This window comes from Tenacibaculum aiptasiae, from assembly GCF_965221665.1.
Classification (GTDB): Bacteria; Bacteroidota; Bacteroidia; order Flavobacteriales; family Flavobacteriaceae; genus Polaribacter; species Polaribacter aiptasiae.
On sequence record NZ_CBDCSN010000002.1, the window covers coordinates 560,997 to 577,687 of the forward strand.

General features: G+C 31.7%; 16 protein-coding genes and 1 riboswitch. All 16 genes read left to right on the plus strand.

Going from position 1 to position 16,691, the window contains the following annotated elements; all coding sequences use genetic code 11:
- Positions 1 to 17 precede the first annotated feature (17 nt).
- Positions 18 to 3,416, plus strand: coding sequence for a bifunctional aspartate kinase/homoserine dehydrogenase I (thrA, locus tag ACOQN8_RS02915; RefSeq protein WP_420551536.1), 3,399 nt, complete (start codon positions 18 to 20; stop codon positions 3,414 to 3,416).
- A gap of 40 nt (positions 3,417 to 3,456) precedes the next feature.
- Positions 3,457 to 4,623, plus strand: a complete 1,167-nt coding sequence (locus tag ACOQN8_RS02920) for an O-succinylhomoserine sulfhydrylase (RefSeq protein WP_420551537.1) — start codon at positions 3,457 to 3,459, stop codon at positions 4,621 to 4,623.
- A 27-nt stretch (positions 4,624 to 4,650) separates the two neighbouring features.
- Positions 4,651 to 5,058 (plus strand): RrF2 family transcriptional regulator, encoded by a 408-nt coding sequence (locus ACOQN8_RS02925; protein WP_150900140.1) that lies wholly within the window; start codon positions 4,651 to 4,653, stop codon positions 5,056 to 5,058.
- A 120-nt stretch (positions 5,059 to 5,178) separates the two neighbouring features.
- Positions 5,179 to 5,433 carry a DUF2061 domain-containing protein gene (locus ACOQN8_RS02930; RefSeq protein WP_235273436.1) on the plus strand — a complete coding sequence of 85 codons (255 nt, stop codon included), beginning with the start codon at positions 5,179 to 5,181 and terminating at the stop codon, positions 5,431 to 5,433.
- Positions 5,430 to 6,056, plus strand: a complete 627-nt coding sequence (locus ACOQN8_RS02935; protein WP_150900139.1) for a phosphoadenosine phosphosulfate reductase domain-containing protein — start codon at positions 5,430 to 5,432, stop codon at positions 6,054 to 6,056. The genes ACOQN8_RS02930 and ACOQN8_RS02935 overlap by 4 nt, the downstream gene beginning before the upstream one ends.
- Before the next feature lie 11 nt (positions 6,057 to 6,067).
- Positions 6,068 to 6,973: a sulfate adenylyltransferase subunit CysD gene (gene cysD / locus ACOQN8_RS02940; protein ID WP_420551538.1), complete on the plus strand. Its 906-nt coding sequence runs from the start codon at positions 6,068 to 6,070 to the stop codon at positions 6,971 to 6,973.
- A gap of 53 nt (positions 6,974 to 7,026) precedes the next feature.
- Entirely contained in the window at positions 7,027 to 8,274 is a 1,248-nt protein-coding gene (locus ACOQN8_RS02945; RefSeq protein ID WP_420551539.1) for a sulfate adenylyltransferase subunit 1, read from the plus strand.
- 12 nt (positions 8,275 to 8,286) lie between these two features.
- Positions 8,287 to 8,634: a 4Fe-4S dicluster domain-containing protein gene (locus ACOQN8_RS02950; RefSeq protein WP_420551540.1), complete on the plus strand. Its 348-nt coding sequence runs from the start codon at positions 8,287 to 8,289 to the stop codon at positions 8,632 to 8,634.
- Between the two features lie 36 nt (positions 8,635 to 8,670).
- Positions 8,671 to 10,773, plus strand: coding sequence for a nitrite reductase (locus ACOQN8_RS02955; protein ID WP_420551541.1), 2,103 nt, complete (start codon positions 8,671 to 8,673; stop codon positions 10,771 to 10,773).
- A gap of 12 nt (positions 10,774 to 10,785) precedes the next feature.
- Positions 10,786 to 11,553, plus strand: coding sequence for a uroporphyrinogen-III C-methyltransferase (cobA, locus tag ACOQN8_RS02960; protein WP_420551542.1), 768 nt, complete (start codon positions 10,786 to 10,788; stop codon positions 11,551 to 11,553).
- Complete coding sequence (locus ACOQN8_RS02965) at positions 11,550 to 12,131, plus strand: precorrin-2 dehydrogenase/sirohydrochlorin ferrochelatase family protein (protein ID WP_420551543.1); 582 nt, start codon at positions 11,550 to 11,552, stop codon at positions 12,129 to 12,131. Before cobA ends, ACOQN8_RS02965 begins: the two co-directional genes overlap by 4 nt.
- Before the next feature lie 69 nt (positions 12,132 to 12,200).
- Entirely contained in the window at positions 12,201 to 13,256 is a 1,056-nt protein-coding gene (locus ACOQN8_RS02970; RefSeq protein ID WP_420551544.1) for an NAD(P)/FAD-dependent oxidoreductase, read from the plus strand.
- 11 nt (positions 13,257 to 13,267) lie between these two features.
- Positions 13,268 to 13,597, plus strand: coding sequence for a 2Fe-2S iron-sulfur cluster-binding family protein (locus ACOQN8_RS02975; RefSeq protein ID WP_420551545.1), 330 nt, complete (start codon positions 13,268 to 13,270; stop codon positions 13,595 to 13,597).
- Between the two features lie 25 nt (positions 13,598 to 13,622).
- A complete protein-coding gene (gene epsC, locus ACOQN8_RS02980; RefSeq protein ID WP_420551546.1) occupies positions 13,623 to 14,366 on the plus strand; it encodes a serine O-acetyltransferase EpsC in 744 nt (247 codons plus the stop codon).
- A 22-nt stretch (positions 14,367 to 14,388) separates the two neighbouring features.
- Entirely contained in the window at positions 14,389 to 15,279 is an 891-nt protein-coding gene (gene cysM / locus ACOQN8_RS02985; RefSeq protein WP_235273445.1) for a cysteine synthase CysM, read from the plus strand.
- Between the two features lie 243 nt (positions 15,280 to 15,522).
- Positions 15,523 to 15,626: riboswitch (SAM riboswitch) on the plus strand.
- Positions 15,627 to 15,677: 51 nt separating this feature from the next.
- Positions 15,678 to 16,691, plus strand: a complete 1,014-nt coding sequence (locus ACOQN8_RS02990; protein ID WP_420551547.1) for a homocysteine S-methyltransferase family protein — start codon at positions 15,678 to 15,680, stop codon at positions 16,689 to 16,691.

Genomic DNA, 16,691 nt, shown 5'->3' on the forward strand with positions numbered 1-16,691 from the left:
AAAGACTACTTTAAATAATGAAAAGCAAATTATTACATATAAATATTCTTAGTTACACAACAGGAAGTGGTGCCCAGTTTAATGATATACCTTTAAGTTATCAGTTGTTTGGGAAACATTTGGGTACTGCTCCTGTTATTCTAATTAATCATGCATTAACAGGAAATAGTAATGTTGCTGGCGAAAATGGTTGGTGGAAAGATATTATTGGAAAGAATAAAGTGATAGATACTCAAAAGTATACTGTTTTATGTTTTAATATTCCTGGTAATGGTTATGATGATTTCTTAATAGATGATTACAAAAGTTTTGTAGCTAGAGACATTGCCAATATCTTTTTATTAGGCTTAGAAAAACTAAACATTAAAAAGCTATTTGCTTTAATTGGTGGTTCTTTAGGAGGAGGCATTGCTTGGGAAATGGCCGTTTTAAAACCAACAATAACTGAATATTTGATTCCTGTTGCTACAGATTGGAAGTCTACCGATTGGCTAATTGCGAATTGCCAAATTCAAGAACAGTTTTTAACCAATTCTAGTAATCCAGTACACGATGCTCGCATGCATGCTATGCTTTGTTACCGTACTCCAGAGTCTTTTAAAAAACGTTTTCAACGTTCAAAAAATGAAGAATTACAAATCTTCAATGTAGAAAGCTGGTTACTTCATCATGGTAAAAAATTACAAGAGCGCTATCAATTAGCATCTTATAAATTAATGAATCAATTATTAAAAACAATTGATGTAACCAAGGAACGTAAAGTTTTAAATGTGTTAGAAACGATTAAAGCCGACATTCATATTATAGGTGTTGATTCTGATTTGTTTTTTACTGCTGAAGAAAATAGAGAAACACACAAGGAACTTGCAACAGTACATTCAAATGTAACTTATAATGAAATTAACTCTGACCACGGTCATGATGCTTTTTTAATAGAATACGAACAACTAAAAGAAATTATTGAACCCATATTCAATAAAAATTCAAAAAACAACAAAATGAAAGTTTTAAAATTTGGTGGAAAATCATTGTCAAACAAAGGAATACACAATGTAATTTCTATTATAGAAAATAAAATTAATGATGGTGAAAACATTGCTGTTGTTGTTTCTGCCCGTGGAAACGCTACCGATACTTTAGAAGACATTTTAAATAAGGCCGCTAAAAACGAAGCATACCAACAACAACTTGAAGCTTTTAAACATGAACAATCACTATTAACTCCATTAATAGATTTTTCTTCAGAATTCTCTCGTTTAGAGAAATTATTTGAAGGAGTAAACTTATTAGGTGATTATAGTATTAAAATAAAAGATGAAGTTTTAGCACAGGGTGAATTACTATCTATAAAAACTGTTTCTGAATTATTACAGCAAAAAGGAATTAATGCAAATCCTACAGATTCAAGAATACTGTTAAAAACCGATGAAAATTTTGGTAATGCACAACCAATTTTAGAGGTTTCTAAGGAGAATGTTAAAAAACATTTTAGCCAATTTAATAATGCTACTGTAAATGTAGTATCTGGTTTTATTGCTTCAAACTTAAAAAATGAAACCACCACTCTTGGAAGAAATGGTAGTAATTATACGGCATCTTTATTGGCTAATTATTTAGATGCTGATGAATTACAAAATTACACACATGTTGATGGAATATTTACAGCTAATCCAGATTTGGTAAGTGATGCTAAAAAGATAGAAAGTCTTTCTTTTTCTGAAGCAAACGAATTAGCAAACTTTGGTGCTAATATTTTACATGCCAAAACAATTATTCCTTTACTTGAAAAAAATATCAATTTAAGAATATTAAATACCTTTAATCCTAACGATAAAGGAACTTTAATAACCTCTAAATCTACTTCAAAAGGAATAAAATCATTATCCGTTTTAGATAATGTAGCTTTATTAAACTTTGAAGGAAGAGGTTTATTAGGAAAAGTTGGTGTTGATGCTCGTATTTTTAAAACCTTAAGTAGTTCTGATATTAGTGTTAGTTTTATTTCTCAAGGATCTTCAGAAAGAGGCATTGGATTGGTTGTTGAAAAAACCAGAGCTGAAGAATCTGTAAAAGCATTAAATAAAGAGTTTGAAAATGAGTTTTATACTAAAGATGTCCATAAAATATCTGTAGTAAAAGATATTGCTGTAATATCAATAATCGGACAAGATTTAAGTGAATTCCATCATCCTTATAATGCCTTAATCAAAAATCAAATAATACCATTATTATTTAATAATACTGTTACAGGCAAAAACATTAGCTTGGTTGTAAAAAAAGAAGAATTACACAAAGCTTTAAACGTTATCCATGGACAAGTTTTTGGAATTTCTAAAAAAATAAACATTGCTCTTTTTGGTAAAGGTTTAGTTGGAGGAACTCTAATAGAACAAATATTAGAAAATGCAAAGGCCATTTTAGAAAAACGAAAAATACAATTAAATATTTTTGCTATTGCCAACTCCAAAAAAGCACTTTTAACTAAAGATGGAGCAACTAAAAATTGGAACAAAGATTTAGAAGATTCAAAAGAAAGCAGCACAATAGTTCAAGATATTATTGACTTCTCTAAAGAAAACCATTTAGAAAACTTAATTGCTGTTGACAATACGGCAAGTACCGATTTTATTAATAACTATATTCCTTTAGTAAATGCTGGTTTCGATTTGGTTTCATCTAATAAAATAGCCAATACAGTATCATATAAGTCTTATAAAAATCTAAGAAAAACGTTAGAAAGCACCAATAAGAAATATCTATACGAAACCAATGTTGGTGCGGGATTACCATTAATTGACACTATTAAACTATTACATGACTCAGGAGAAAATATTACCAGAATTAGAGGTGTTTTTTCTGGATCTTTAAGTTATATATTCAATCATTATTCATCAAGTAACTCGGCATTTTCAACGGTATTACAAGAAGCAATAGACAAAGGGTTAACAGAACCAGACCCTCGCGAAGATTTATGTGGTAATGACGTTGCTAGAAAACTATTGATTTTAGCCAGAGAACTTGACTTAGAAAATGAATTTGAAGATATTTCAATAGAAAATTTAATTCCAAAAGAACTTCAAAATATTTCTTCTACAGCCTTTTTATCTGATTTAGAAAAATTAGATTTTTCTTTCCAAAAATTAAAAGAAAATCAAGAATCAAATCATGTATTAAGATATATAGGAGACTTATCTGGAGACCTACAACAAACAAAAGGAAACTTAAGTGTAAAACTAACTTCTGTTCCTATCAATTCACCTCTTGGAAGTTTAAAAGGCTCTGATGCTATTTTCGAAATTTACACAGAATCTTACGGAGAGCAGCCAATTGTAATTCAAGGAGCTGGAGCTGGAGCAAAAGTAACAGCCAGAGGAGTATTTGGAGATATTTTACGATTAGCTAATAACAACAACTAAACATTAAACCACTATTTAATAGTTCTTAAATATAAAAATAATGAGCAACCATTTCGAAACAAAAGCTATTAGAACACAAACTGAACGCTCTCAATTTTCAGAGCATTCAACTCCGTTATATTTGACATCAAGTTTTGTATTTGATGATGCAGAAGACATGCGTGCTTCTTTTGCTGAAGAAAAAGATAAAAATCTATACAGTAGATTTTCAAATCCAAATACTACAGAATTTGTAAATAAAATAGTGCAAATGGAAGGAGCTGAAGCTGGCTATGCTTTTGCTACTGGAATGGCTGCTGTATTTTCTACTTTTGGGGCTTTATTAAATGCTGGAGACCATATTGTTTCATGTAGATCTGTATTTGGGTCAACCCATAGTTTATTTACAAAATATTTACCAAAATGGAATATTGAAACAAGCTACTTCAAAATAAATGAAGTTGAAAAAATTGAGCAGTTAATTCAGCCAAATACAAAAATTCTATATGCAGAAACACCTACAAATCCAGCAGTAGATATTATTGATTTAGAATTACTAGGAAATATTGCTAAAAAACACAACTTACTTTTAGTAATTGACAATTGTTTTGCTACTCCTTACCTACAAAACCCAATTAATTTTGGTGCCGATTTAGTTATCCATTCAGCTACTAAATTAATTGATGGACAAGGAAGAGTTCTAGGAGGAATTACCGTTGGAAAAAAAGAATTGATTCGTGAAATTTATCTTTTTTCAAGAAATACTGGTCCAGCTATGTCCCCTTTTAATGCATGGGTATTATCTAAAAGTTTAGAAACCTTAAGTATCAGGGTTGAAAAACATTGTGAAAATGCTTTAAAAGTGGCTACATTTTTAGAAAAACATCCAAAGGTAAACCTTGTAAAATATCCTTTTTTAAAATCACATCCTCAACATGAAATAGCAAAAAAACAAATGAAATTAGGAGGCAATATTGTGGCTTTTGAAATTAAAGGTGGAATTGAAGCTGGACGTAGCTTTCTAAATGCCATAAAGTTATGTTCGTTATCGGCAAACTTAGGAGATACAAGAACCATAGTTACTCATCCTGCATCTACAACTCATAGTAAGTTGAGTGAAGAAGACAGGTTAGAAGTTGGTATCACAAACGGATTGGTACGCTGTTCCGTTGGTTTAGAAAATATAGATGATATTATTAACGATTTAACACAAGCATTAGATACTTAAAAAGTAAATAAAGTGTATTTTTGTAATATGCTTTCTAAGAAAACAAAATACGGTTTAAAGGCACTAACCTTTATTGCAAGACAAGAAAAAGGAAATAAAGTACAAATAGCTACTATTTCCGAGAGTGAAAATATATCACATAAATTTTTAGAAAGTATATTACTTACCTTACGAAAAGCAGGATTTTTAGGAGCCAAAAAAGGCAAAGGTGGAGGTTACTATATGTTAAAAGAAGCCTCAGAAATTAAGATGACTGATGTTATCAGAACTTTAGAAGGTCCTATTGCTATGCTCCCTTGTGTAAGCTTAAATTATTATGAAAAGTGTGATGACTGCCCTGATGAAGATGCATGTTCAGTACATAAATTAATGATTCAAGTTAGGGATAATACCCTACAAGTACTTCGTAATAATACACTAGCAGATTTAGTGTAAAATAACACAAATGTTATTCTATTGTAAAATTTTCAAATAAATGTTTTCACATTTAAAATGAATGTATACATTTGTCACTTCTTAAAACCTAGTTACCCGATAGGGTAATAGAATTTAAAAATGATTTTAGAACAAATAATAGAAAATAAGAAAAATTACACGCTAGATAAAGCTTCTGAAAATCCGTTGAGAAGCATTGTAAAATCAATTAGCTGGAGAGTTATAGGAACAATAGATACCATATTAATATCATGGTTAATTACCGGAGAAGTAGCCACAGCATTTTCAATAGGAAGCATTGAGTTAATCACAAAAATGGTGTTGTACTTTTTTCATGAAAGAGTTTGGAACAAAATAAAATGGGGCAAAAAATGAGCTTAGAAAGTCAATTAAATATTGAAGAATTAAACCAAGGGTTAGCAAAGTTAACTCCACAACAAATTATAGAATGGGTTTTCGAATTAAAGAAAAGAACAATTATTACAACAAACTTTAGACCTTATGAAGTAGCCATTTTACACTTAGTGTCTAGAAAAAACCCTTACATAAAGGTTATTTGGTGCGATACAGGTTACAACACACCACAAACCTACAAACATGCTGAGGAATTAATTGAAAAATTAGGCTTGAATGTTCATTTATATGTTCCTAAACAAACAGTGGCTCATAGAAATATTGTATTAGGAGTTCCTTCTATAGAACATAAAGACCATGCTTTATTTACAGAACAAGTAAAATTAGAACCATTTAAAAGAGCGATTAAAGAACATCAACCAGAAGTTTGGTTTACCAATTTAAGAAAAGGGCAAACAGCATTTAGAGATAATATAGGAATACTTTCTTTTAGCAAAGACGGAATTTTAAAAGTGAGTCCATTTTATCATTGGTCAGATAAGGAATTAGACGAATATTTAGAACAACATAATTTACCAAATGAATTTAAATATTTCGATCCAACAAAAGTAGAAAGTAATAGAGAATGTGGTTTACATATTTAAAGAATATGATTATGAATACAGAAACAATAAAAGTAGGAGCTTTAGAAAGCGAAGCCATATATATATTTAGAGAAGTTGTTGCTCAATTTGAAAAACCAGTATTACTGTTTTCTGGTGGAAAAGATAGTATAACATTAGTAAGATTAGCCCAAAAAGCATTTTATCCTGCTAAAATCCCTTTTCCTCTTTTACACATAGATACTGGACATAATTTTCCTGAGACAATAGAATTTAGAGATCGTTTAGCAAAAGACCTCAACGTTGATTTAATTATTAGAAATGTTCAGGATAATATTGATAAAGGTCGAGTAAAAGAAGAAACTGGAAAGTACGCTAGCCGAAACATGCTGCAAACAGAAACGTTATTAGATGCAATTGATGAATTTGGTTTTGATGCATGTATCGGTGGAGCCCGCAGAGATGAAGAGAAAGCAAGAGCTAAAGAACGAATTTTCTCTGTTCGTGATGATTTTGGGCAATGGGATGAAAAAAATCAACGTCCAGAATTATTCGATATGTTAAACGGAAGAATTGATTTAGGTCAAAATGTAAGAGTCTTCCCTATTTCTAACTGGACAGAATTAGATGTATGGTCTTATATAAGAGATGAGAATATCGAAATCCCTTCTATTTATTTCGCTCACAAAAGAGCTACATTTTTAAGAGATGGACTTATATGGTCTGCAGAAGATGATGTGGTTTATAGAGATGAAAATGAAAAAGTTGAAGAACGAATGGTACGTTTTAGAACAGTTGGAGATATGAGCTGTACAGCTGCAGTACTATCCAATGCTGTAGATATAAACACCGTAGTAAACGAAATTAAAGTATCAACAATTTCCGAAAGAGGTGCTAGAATAGATGACAAACGATCGGAAGCTGCAATGGAAAAAAGAAAACAACAAGGATACTTTTAAAACTTATAACAAACATTTAAACACAAGTTGTTACACAACAACTAATACATAAAATGAACGTACTAAAAATAGCAACTGCAGGTAGTGTCGATGATGGTAAAAGTACATTAATCGGTCGTATACTATACGATACTAACTCATTAACTGATGACAAACTAGAAGCCATTGAAGAAAAAAGTAGACAAAGAGGCTTTGATTACTTAGATTTTTCATTAGCTACCGATGGCTTGGTTGCCGAAAGAGAACAAGGAATTACTATAGATGTAGCTCACATATATTTTTCAACACCAAAAACAAGTTTCATTATAGCTGATACACCTGGACATATAGAATACACCAGAAATATGGTTACTGGTGCTTCAAACTCACAAGCTTCTATTGTTTTGATAGATGCTCGAAACGGAGTTATAGAGCAAACATACCGTCATTTTTTCATCAACAACTTATTGAGAGTAAAAAATGTAGTAATAGCCATTAACAAAATGGATTTAGTTGATTATTCAGAAGAAAAGTTTAATCAAATAAAAAATGAAATTGAGTATTTAGCTAGCAAAAGTGCTTATAAAAATCAGCAATTAACCTTTATCCCTCTTTCTGCATTAAAAGGAGATAATGTAGTTGAAAAATCAGAGAATACTCCTTGGTATAATGGAGAAACATTACTAAATCATTTAGAGAGTTTACAAGCTGATGATATAGAAGAACAATCACAAACACGGTTTCCTGTGCAAACAGTAATCAGACCTAAAACAGATGATTATCATGATTTCAGAGGTTATGCTGGTAAAATCTATGGAGGGAATTTAGCAGTTGGCGATTCTGTTACTGTATTACCTTCTGCTACTGAATCCAAAATAAAGAGTATTCATTTTTTTGATAAAGAATACTTACAGGCAAAAAGAGGAAGTTCTGTAACTATTACGTTGGAAGACAATGTAAATGTAAGCCGTGGAGACATGTTAGTAAAAACAAAAGAAGTTCCTACGGTATCAAAAGAATTAACTGCTACAATTTGTTGGATGGATAAAAATCCATTACAAGCTTCTGATAAATATTATATAAAACATGGAGTAAATGATGCACAGGCAAAAATTATGTCTTTATCGTCCATCATAAAAACAGATTTTTCAGGTAAGGAAGAAAATCCATCACAATTAACTTTAAATGAAATTGGCGATGTAACCTTAAAAGTTAGCAAACCATTGTTTTATGATTCTTACCAGAAAAACAAAGCTAATGGAACTTTCATTTTAATCAATCCAAAAACCAACAATACAGCCGGAGTAGGCTTTATTCAATAATAAGAAAATCAAATGGCAATTATAATAACAGATGAGTGCATCAATTGTGGAGCATGCGAACCAGAATGCCCAAATACAGCTATTTATGAAGGAGCTTCAGACTGGAATTATAACGAAGGAACCTCATTAAATGGAAATATTCAATTATTGAATGGAACAGAAATAGACGCAAATGAAGATCAAGAACCAATTTCTGACGAGTACTATTTCATTATTCCAGACAAATGTACAGAGTGTAAAGGATTTCATGAAGAACCACAATGTGCAGCAGTTTGCCCAGTAGATTGTTGTGTTCCTGATGAAGACATTATTGAAACAGAAGAAGAACTATTAGCAAAACAGCAGTTCTTACACAATTAAAAAAAGTAACGCTTACGAGCTTTAAAAAATAAAGTAATGCAAAGTTTTAGAACCGAAATAGAGAATCCAATTGTAGAAAAAGATATTCTAGAATTAGAACGTAAAATCCGTTTATTTAAAGAAGGTCAAATAGACGAAGAACGCTTTAGAAGTTTACGTTTGGCAAGAGGTGTATACGGTCAACGTCAGTTTGGAGTACAAATGATCCGTATAAAACTACCTTATGGTAAAGTTACTAGCGAACAATTACATCGAATAGCTGATGTATCGGACGAATACTCAAGAGGACGCTTACATATTACAACTCGTCAAGACATACAAATTCACTATGTGAGTTTAGATAGAACTCCTGAATTATGGGCACAATTAGAAAAAGATGATATCACCTTACGCGAGGCTTGTGGAAATGCAGTTAGAAATGTTACAGCTTCTGAAACTGCTGGGATAGACATCAATGAACCTTTTGATGTAACCCCCTATGCACATGCTACATTTCGATTTTTCTTACGTAACCCTATTTGTCAGGAAATGGGAAGAAAATTTAAGATGTCTTTTTCTGCAACAGACCATGATACAGCATTGAGTTTTATGCATGATTTAGGCTTTATTGCTAAAACAAAAACTATAGAAGGTAAAGAAATTAAAGGCTTTAAAGTTTTATTAGCAGGAGGATTAGGTTCGCAACCTAGACATGCTGATGTTATCTATGAATTTTTAGAAGCTGATTTATTAATTCCTACTATTGAAGGGGTTTTACGAGTTTTTGATAGGCATGGGGAACGTTCAAAAAGAGCAAAAGCACGTTTAAAATTTTTAGTTAAAGATTTAGGAGTTGATGCCTTTTTAAAATTAGTTTCTGAAGAACAAAAAGCATTTGCTAATCAAAAATATCCAATAGACACATCTGATTTTGAAAAGGAAGTTAAATTTGAAACATCGGAAATTCCTTCAGTAAAAATAACTGATAACGAAGCTTATCAAAACTGGAAAGAAACCAATGTTATTCAACAAAAACAAAAAGGATTATATGCCATTGGAATTAAAGTTCCTTTGGGAGATTTTTACACAGACAAGGCTCGTTTACTTGCAGATTTAATTAAAAAGTATGCAGCAAATGAATTGCGTTTTACATTGCGTCAAAATATCTTAATCCGTCACGTCAGAGAAGAGTTTTTACCATTCTTTTATGTTGAATTAGAAAAATTAGGTTTTACAGAAATAGGCTATAACAGCTTAACAGATATTACAGCATGCCCAGGAACTGATACTTGTAACTTAGGTATTTCAAGTAGTACAGGTATTGCAACAGAATTAGAGCGTGTATTAAAATCAGAATATCCACAATATGTAAATAATAAAAACATCACTATTAAAATTAGTGGTTGTATGAATGCTTGTGGACAACACAATATGGCACATATAGGGTTTCAAGGGATGTCTGTTAAAGTTGGAAACTTATTAGCTCCTGCCCTTCAAGTATTAATTGGTGGAGGTGTTTTAGGTAATGGTAAAGGACGTTTTTCTGATAAACTAGTAAAAATACCAAGCAAAAGAGGTCCTGAAGCTCTACGTATTCTTTTAAATGATTTTGAAGATCATAAACAAGAAAAAGAAGACTTCTTAACATATTATGATAGATATGGAAAAACCTATTTCTATGATTTATTAAAACATTTATCAGATACTTCCAATTTAAACCAGGATGATTTTATTGATTGGGGTCATGATAAAAACTATGTAAAAGCCATTGGTGTTGGAGAATGTGCTGGAGTTGTTATCGACTTGATTGCAACCTTACTATTTGAAAGTGAAGAAAAAATAGAAAATGCTACTGGTGCATTGAATGAAAAGCAATGGTCAGACAGCATATATCATTCATATTCAGCAATCATCAATACTGCAAAAGCATTGTTAACTTCAGAAGGAGCAAAAACCAATACACAAGCTAGTATTGTTAAAAACTTTGATGAAGTATTTATCAGTACAAATAAGATTGAATTACCAACTTCATTTACTGATTTTGTATATCAAATAAAAGAAAATAACCCAACAGAAGCTTTCGCTAAAAAGTATCTGAAAGAAGCAAAATCGTTTTATAAAACGGTAGATGCATACAGGAAGCAAGTAGTAGAAAGTTAAACATAAAGAGACATGAGAAATCTACCAAAATTAACCGTAGTGGGTGCTGGTCCTGGTGATGTAGAACTAATCACCTTAAAAGCAATCAATACTTTAAAACAAGCAGATGTAGTGTTATATGATGCTTTGGTTAACAATGATTTATTAAAATATGTAAATCCAAATGCTGAAATAATTTTTGTTGGTAAAAGAAGAGGCTGTTACCGTTATCAACAAGAACAAATTAATGAACTAATAGTAGCTAGAGGTCATTCACATGGACATGTGGTACGTTTAAAAGGAGGTGATCCATTTATTTTTGGTAGAGGTGCAGAAGAAATGGAATATGCTGCAAAATTTGGACTACAAACAGATGTAGTTCCTGGTATTTCATCATCATTAGCAGTTCCTGCATATCAAAATATTCCTTTAACAAAACGTGGAAGTTCAGAAAGTTTCTGGGTAATTACAGGAACAACAAAAAAGCATCAAATTTCTAGTGATGTCGCTTTAGCCGCAAAGTCTAATGCTACTGTAGTTATATTAATGGGAATGGGCAAATTATCAGAAATTATTCAACTTTTTCAAAAAGAAAAAAAGCATGATTTACCTGTAGCTATTATTCAAAACGGTACTACTCCACAAGAAAAAATCGGAATTGGTACTGTAAACACTATAGAGGAAGTAGTTACAAAAAACAAATTAAGTAATCCGGCAATCATAGTATTAGGAGAAGTTGTAAAACATAGGGCAGAACTTCAATTGGTACAATCGCAAATAAAAACCAATATCGCGGTATGATAGTAGAAGAAAAAAATAACCTCTACCCTATCTTTTTAAAAGTACATCAATTAAATGTTCTCTTAATAGGTGCAGGTAATGTTGGATTGGAAAAATTGAGTTTTTTATTAAAATCAAGCCCAAATGCAAAAGTTCAAATAGTAGCAATCAATATACTTCCAGAAGTAAAAAGCTTAGCTGAAAAGCATCATATTGAAATAATTCAAGAAGCATACAAAGTAAGTCATTTACATAATAAAGATTTGGTTATTGTTGCTACAGATAACAACTATGTAAACATACAAGCTTACAACGATTGTAAAGAACAAAACTTATTGGTAAACGTTGCAGACACACCTCATCTCTGTGATTTCTATTTAGGTGGAATAGTAACAAAAGGAAATGTCAAAGTAGCTATTTCAACTAATGGAAAATCTCCAACAACAGCTAAAAGGTTACGTCAGTTTTTTGAAGAAGTAATTCCAGAAGACATTAATGAATTAGTTCAAAATTTAAATAAGTACAGAAAGACCATCAAAGGTAATTTTGAAGAAAAAGTAGAAACATTAAACAAGTTAACAGAAGGTTTAATAAGCTAAGAACAGAAGTAAAAGAATCTTAAAAAGAGGTTTTTTACGACTCTTCACACTAGTGACAAAAAAATAAAAATGATTACAACAGATATATTAATTATAGGAGCGGGTCCTACAGGACTTTTTACAGTTTTTGAAGCAGGATTATTAAAATTAAAGTGTCATTTAATTGATGCATTACCTCAACCAGGAGGGCAATGTTCAGAAATATATCCTAAAAAACCTATTTATGACATCCCTGCTTATCCTGAGATTCTAGCAGGTGATTTGACAAAAAATTTATTGGAACAAATAAAACAATTTGAACCAGGATTTACCTTAGGAGAAAGAGCTGACACTATAGAAAAACAAGAAGATGGAACTTTTATAGTTACCACAAACAAAGGAACAAAGCATCATGCTCCGGTGGTAGCTATAGCAGGTGGCTTAGGAAGTTTTGAACCTAGGAAACCACCTATTCCTAATATTTCAAATTATGAAGACAAAGGAGTAGCTTACATTATTAGAGAACCAGAAATTTATAGGAATAAAAAAGTGGTTATAGCTGGTGGAGGTGATTCGGCTTTAGACTGGGCTATATATTTAGCTGACATTGCTTCGGAAGTAACTTTAGTTCACCGTAGAAATGAATTTAGAGGAGCCTTAGACTCTGTAGAGAGAGTACAAGAGTTAAAAGATATTGGAAAAATTCATTTAATAACACCTGCAGAAATAAAGGAAGTTTATGGAGACGAGCATGTTAATGCTGTTCAAATAGTAGAAAAAGACAAAGAGCCATATATTTATGAAACAGATCATTTTATTCCATTATTTGGTTTATCACCAAAGCTAGGACCTATTGCTAACTGGGGACTTGAAATAGAAAAAAATGCCATAAAAGTAAACAACGCTTTAGATTATCAAACAAACATACCAGGTATTTATGCCATTGGAGATGTTAATACATATCCTGGAAAATTAAAACTGATTTTATGTGGATTTCACGAAGCTACATTGATGTGTCAAAGTGCTTTTCAGCGTATACATCCTGATAAAAAATATGTAATGAAATACACAACTGTTGGAGGTGTTGAAGGTTTTGATGGTTCAAAAAAAGAAGCTCCAAAAGCTGTAGTAAAAGCAATCAATTAAAAAATAACACAATGTCAGATATCAATATAAAAATAACCGATCGGGAAGGAATACTCCATGAAGTAATTGCACCTACCGATATGGCAATGAACTTAATGGAAATTGTCCGTTCCTATGAACTGGCAGAAGAAGGTACAATTGGTATTTGTGGAGGTATGGCTATGTGTGCATCTTGTCAATGTTATGTAAAATCAAATCATCAATTATCAGAAATGACTCCTGATGAAGATTTAATGTTAGCAGAAGCATTTCATGTAGAGAAAAATAGTCGTTTAGGCTGTCAAATACAAATAACTCCTGAGCTAGAAGGTTTGGAAATAGAATTGGCACCCGAAAATTAATTTCATACAGAAAAGTACTATTAAAATGCAGTTTAAAAATTATAATTTATCATTAAAAGACAATGTAGAAACTTTTACAAAACAGCTATTCTATGCTTTATTTAGTGATGTATGCCAAGAAAAAGCTACACATTTAAAAAGTCAATTCATTATTATTTTAAAAGAGTTAAACATTCTTGAAGGAGAAAGTATTTGGGCATTGTACCAAGAGTCCTTTTGTAGAATAAGAGAACAATTAGATTTAGATGCTTTAGCTTTTGAACAAAATGATCCAGCATGTAAAAGCCTAGAAGAAGTCTATTTAGCCTACCCTGGTTTTCATGCAATAGCAGTATATCGATTAAGTCATGAATTGGTAAAATTAAACGTACCTATTTTACCTCGTATGATGAGTGAATACATCCATGGAGTAACAGGTACAGATATTCATCCTGGTGCAACTATAGGTGCTTCATTTTTTATCGATCATGCTACAGGAATTGTTATTGGTGAAACTACACATATTCAAAATAATGTAAAGATTTATCAAGGAGTAACTCTAGGGGGACTTCAAGTAAAAAAAGAATTAGCTTCAACAAAAAGACATCCAACCATAGAGAATAATGTAACTATTTACGCTAATGCCACCGTTTTAGGAGGAAACGTAGTTATAGGTCAAAATAGCATTATTGGTGCTAACGTGTGTGTAACAGAATCAGTTCCAGAAGGATCAATTGTTACTTACGAATCAGAAAATAAAATTACCACCAGAAAGTCATATGCAAAATGATTTTCACAATAAGAAACAAATCATGAAAACAAAAAGTATTATCGATTTTGTAGGAAATACTCCTCTTGTAGAAATAACAAATGCTTTCAATAAACCCAATGTTAAATTATTATTGAAACTAGAAGGGAACAACCCTGGTGGTAGTGTAAAAGACAGAGCTGCTTATTTTATGATTTCCGAAGCCATCAAAAGGAAAAACATAAAAAAGGGTGACACTTTAGTAGAAGCAACTAGTGGAAACACTGGTATTGCACTAGCTTTAATGGCAAAGGTGTTAGGAGTTAATATGGTATTAGTAATGCCTGAACATGCTACTGTTGAAAGAGTAAAAACCATGAGAGCTTATGGTGCAGAGGTTATTTTAACTCCAAGTGCTTTAGGAATGGAAGGAGCTATAGACCATGCTTTAGAATTGAAATATAAAAAAGGATATTTTAGATTAAATCAGTTTGATAATTTTGATAATCCAAAAGCACATTATACAACTACAGGTCCTGAAATTTGGAAAGATACAGAGGGACAAATAACACATTTTGTATCAGCCATGGGTACAACAGGTACCATAACTGGCGTTTCAGATTACTTAAAAGAACAAAATGATCAAATTCAAATCATAGGAGTACAACCTAAAGACGGCGCTAAAATCCCTGGAATTAGAAAATGGCCACAAGAATATTTACCAGCTATCTTTAAACCACAAAAAATCAATAGAATTTTAGAGGTAAATCAGCAAGAAGCAGAGGAAGCAACTATAAAACTAGCCGAACAAGAAGGAATTTTTGCAGGTATGAGTAGTGGTGGTGCTTTTGCCTCAGCACTTAAAGTAGCCAACTCTATAGAAAAAGGAGTCGTTGTTGCTATAGTTTGTGATAGAGGTGATCGTTATTTATCTTCAGAATTATATGGTTTATAAAGTATTTTGAAAATTTATAGACATCATTAAAAAATGATGCTTTTACTTTTGTGGTAGATTTAATGTTAATCTTCGATAAAATTATCATAATGGAAAACAACTAACTAAATTAGGAAACACATTAAATCTTAAAATCTCACTTACAGCTAGTAAGTGAGATTTTTTTATTAAATAAAAAGAATAATTTATTGGGAAACTAAAAATAAACTAATAGATTTGCACCATAGTTCATTAACTTAATTGATGTTATCAAGAAAGGTGGAGGGAATAGACCCTTTGAAGCCTTAGCAACCCTTTGTATATACAAAGAAGGTGCTACATTCTACTGCTTGGCAGAGAGATAACGGAAAGAATTTTACTTCCTCTTTTCCTGATAACACAACTTTTAATTATCAGGAATGTCAAACATATATACAGAAATACAAAAAAGAATTCTCGTGCTCGATGGGGCCATGGGAACAATGCTTCAAGAATATAAATTCACAGAAGAAGATTTTCGTGGAGAACGTTTTAAAGACTACCCCACTCCTCTCCAAGGGAATAATGATTTATTATCTATTACCCAACCAGAAGCAGTAAAAGAAGTACATAGAAAATATTTTGCTGCTGGAGCAGATATTGTTGAAACCAATACTTTTTCTGGTACAACTATAGCTATGGCCGATTATCAAATGGAAAATTTGGTTTACGAATTAAATTACGAATCGGCAAAAATAGCAAAAGAAGTAGCTAACGAGTTTACTAAAAAAGAACCTCATAAACCCAGGTTTGTTGCTGGTTCTATAGGCCCAACAAACAGAACAGCTAGCATGTCTCCTGATGTTAACGACCCAGGCTACAGAGCAGTTACATTTGATGAACTAAGAATAGCTTATAAAGAGCAAGTAGAAGCTTTATTAGATGGTGGCGCCGATATTTTATTAGTAGAAACAGTGTTTGATACATTAAATGCAAAAGCAGCATTGTTTGCTATTGAAGAAGTAAAAAGCGAGCGAGGAATTGAAGTTCCAGTAATGGTATCGGGTACAATTACAGATGCCTCAGGAAGAACATTATCTGGACAAACCGCAGAAGCTTTTTTAATTTCTATTTCACACATTCCTTTATTATCAGTTGGTTTTAACTGTGCACTAGGGGCCAATTTATTACAACCACACTTAGAAGTTATAGCTTCAAAAACAAAATTTGCTACGTCAGCACATCCAAATGCTGGACTTCCAAATGCTTTTGGTGAATATGATGAAACGCCAGAAGAAACGGCTTTGCAAATAGAAGAATATTTAAAAAAGGAGTTAATCAATATAATTGGAGGATGCTGCGGAACCACACCAAAACATATTGCTGCCATAGCTGAAGTAGCAGCTAAATATAAACCAAGAGAAGTTTTAAACATTCATACTGTTGAAAATTAA

Coding starts and splice junctions, on each gene's coding strand:
- ACOQN8_RS02990 (WP_420551547.1), top strand. CDS start 15,678: ATGTCAAACATATATACAGAAATACAAAAAAGAATTCTCGTGCTCGAT.
- ACOQN8_RS02930 (WP_235273436.1), top strand. CDS start 5,179: ATGATTTTAGAACAAATAATAGAAAATAAGAAAAATTACACGCTAGAT.
- thrA (WP_420551536.1), top strand. CDS start 18: ATGAAAAGCAAATTATTACATATAAATATTCTTAGTTACACAACAGGA.
- ACOQN8_RS02950 (WP_420551540.1), top strand. CDS start 8,287: ATGGCAATTATAATAACAGATGAGTGCATCAATTGTGGAGCATGCGAA.
- ACOQN8_RS02920 (WP_420551537.1), top strand. CDS start 3,457: ATGAGCAACCATTTCGAAACAAAAGCTATTAGAACACAAACTGAACGC.
- ACOQN8_RS02935 (WP_150900139.1), top strand. CDS start 5,430: ATGAGCTTAGAAAGTCAATTAAATATTGAAGAATTAAACCAAGGGTTA.
- cobA (WP_420551542.1), top strand. CDS start 10,786: ATGAGAAATCTACCAAAATTAACCGTAGTGGGTGCTGGTCCTGGTGAT.
- ACOQN8_RS02965 (WP_420551543.1), top strand. CDS start 11,550: ATGATAGTAGAAGAAAAAAATAACCTCTACCCTATCTTTTTAAAAGTA.
- epsC (WP_420551546.1), top strand. CDS start 13,623: ATGCAGTTTAAAAATTATAATTTATCATTAAAAGACAATGTAGAAACT.
- ACOQN8_RS02970 (WP_420551544.1), top strand. CDS start 12,201: ATGATTACAACAGATATATTAATTATAGGAGCGGGTCCTACAGGACTT.
- ACOQN8_RS02955 (WP_420551541.1), top strand. CDS start 8,671: ATGCAAAGTTTTAGAACCGAAATAGAGAATCCAATTGTAGAAAAAGAT.
- cysM (WP_235273445.1), top strand. CDS start 14,389: ATGAAAACAAAAAGTATTATCGATTTTGTAGGAAATACTCCTCTTGTA.
- ACOQN8_RS02945 (WP_420551539.1), top strand. CDS start 7,027: ATGAACGTACTAAAAATAGCAACTGCAGGTAGTGTCGATGATGGTAAA.
- ACOQN8_RS02975 (WP_420551545.1), top strand. CDS start 13,268: ATGTCAGATATCAATATAAAAATAACCGATCGGGAAGGAATACTCCAT.
- cysD (WP_420551538.1), top strand. CDS start 6,068: ATGAATACAGAAACAATAAAAGTAGGAGCTTTAGAAAGCGAAGCCATA.
- ACOQN8_RS02925 (WP_150900140.1), top strand. CDS start 4,651: ATGCTTTCTAAGAAAACAAAATACGGTTTAAAGGCACTAACCTTTATT.